The 1615-nt window shown below is 75.5% G+C and carries 1 protein-coding gene and 1 pseudogene; both read left to right on the forward strand.

Features of this window, described 5'->3' with window-relative positions:
- The coding region (locus tag DY240_RS32280) for a hypothetical protein (protein ID WP_119662079.1) at window positions 1-1286 on the forward strand (1286 nt) is incomplete at its 5' end.
- Window positions 1283-1615, forward strand: a pseudogene (locus DY240_RS22750) (DUF4129 domain-containing protein); the annotation flags it as partial. The gene DY240_RS32280 and the pseudogene DY240_RS22750, both read left to right, overlap by 4 nt.

The raw sequence follows: 1615 nt of genomic DNA on the forward strand, positions 1-1615 counted from the left end.
CGCCGTACCCGGGCTGGTCGCCGCAGCAACCGGGCGGCGCCGCTCCAGGCGGCCCGGCCGGCGGGTGGAGCTCCGGCGGCTGGGACCAGTCGCGCGCCCAGCACGGATGGCAGCAGCCGTCGCCGGGTCAGCAGGGCGGCTGGGACCGGCCCGCCGGGCCTACCTACAGCGGGCCGGCCGACCCAGGAGGCCAGGGCGGTCCCGCCCAGGGCGGCGGGCAGGGCGGCGGCTACGGGCAGCCGAGATACGGCCAGCCGGGCTACGGCGCCTGGTCCTCCGTCCCCGGTTCGGGCTGGCGGGCGCCCGACGTCAAGCCGGGCGTCATCCCGCTGCGCCCGCTCGGGGTCACCGAGATCCTCGACGGCGCCATCACGACCATCCGGCGCAACCTCGCCGCCATGCTCGGCCTGTCCGCCATCGTGGCGGCGGCGACGCAGATCGTCTCCGCGGCGCTGCTGGCCTGGGTGTTCGGCGAGGCGATCACCGAACCCGACCTGGGTCTCTCCGATGCCGAGGCGCTCGACACCCTGGCCCGGGGCGTCCCGGCGGCGTTGATCGGCTGGCTGGTCACGGTCGTCGCGACGGTGTTCCTGACCGGCGTGCTGACGGTGGTGGTCGGCCAGGCGGTGCTGGGCCGCGACCTCAGCATCGGCGAGGCGTGGCGCGAGTCGAAGGGCCGGCTGCCGCGGCTGCTCGGGCTGACCTTCCTCTACACGATCATCTACCTCAGCCCGGCCATCGTCGTGCTGCTGCTCGGCATCGGGGCGGTCGCGCTCGGCGGTGCGGCGGCGGCCGTGCTGCTCGGGCTCGCCGGCCTGGCCGCCATTCCGGTGACGATCTGGCTCTACGTGCGCTACGCGCTGTCGACGCCGGCGCTCATGCTCGAGACCACCACGGCGGACGGCGCGTCGCGGCCGATCCGGGTGTTCGAGTCGCTGCGCCGGTCGGCGACGCTCGTACGGACGTCGTGGTGGCGGGTCTTCGCGATCCTGCTGCTGATCCTCATCATCACGTTCCTCATCGGGCAGGTCGTGGCGGTGCCGTTCGGCGTCCCGTCGATGCTCGGCACCAACGCCGCGGACGACCCCGTCACGTGGTACGTGCTGAACACCCTGGCCGGCATCATCTCGGCCACCATCACGGCGCCGTTCGCAGCGGCGGCCACGGCCCTGCTGTACATCGACCGGCGCATCCGCCGCGAGGGCCTCGACCTCGAGCTGGCCCGCGCGGCCGGCGTCGACCTGCACGGCCGCGGCGGCAGCGGAGCGCCACCGGGCGCGCCGTGATCGCGGCGTCGGTCCCGGTCGACCTCGGCCGCGACGAGGCCCGCGACCTCGCCCGGCAGGAGCTCTCCGACCCGTCCTACGAGCGCGACACCCCCATCGTCACGAGGGTGCTGCGCTGGCTCGCCGAGCAGGTCGACCGCATCCTCGACGCCGCCACCGGCACGCTGTCCAGCCGGCTCGGGCTGGCCATCGTCGTGGCCATCGCGGTCGCGTTCGCCGCCTTCGTCATCCTCCGGGCCGGACCACTCGCCCGCCGCGCCGACGGCCGCGCCCGCGCCGTCCTGCCCGACCGGCCGCGCAGCGCCGCCGAGTACCGCGCCGAGGCCGAC

Source organism: Jiangella rhizosphaerae, assembly GCF_003579925.1.
In the GTDB taxonomy this organism is placed as follows: domain Bacteria; phylum Actinomycetota; class Actinomycetes; order Jiangellales; family Jiangellaceae; genus Jiangella; species Jiangella rhizosphaerae.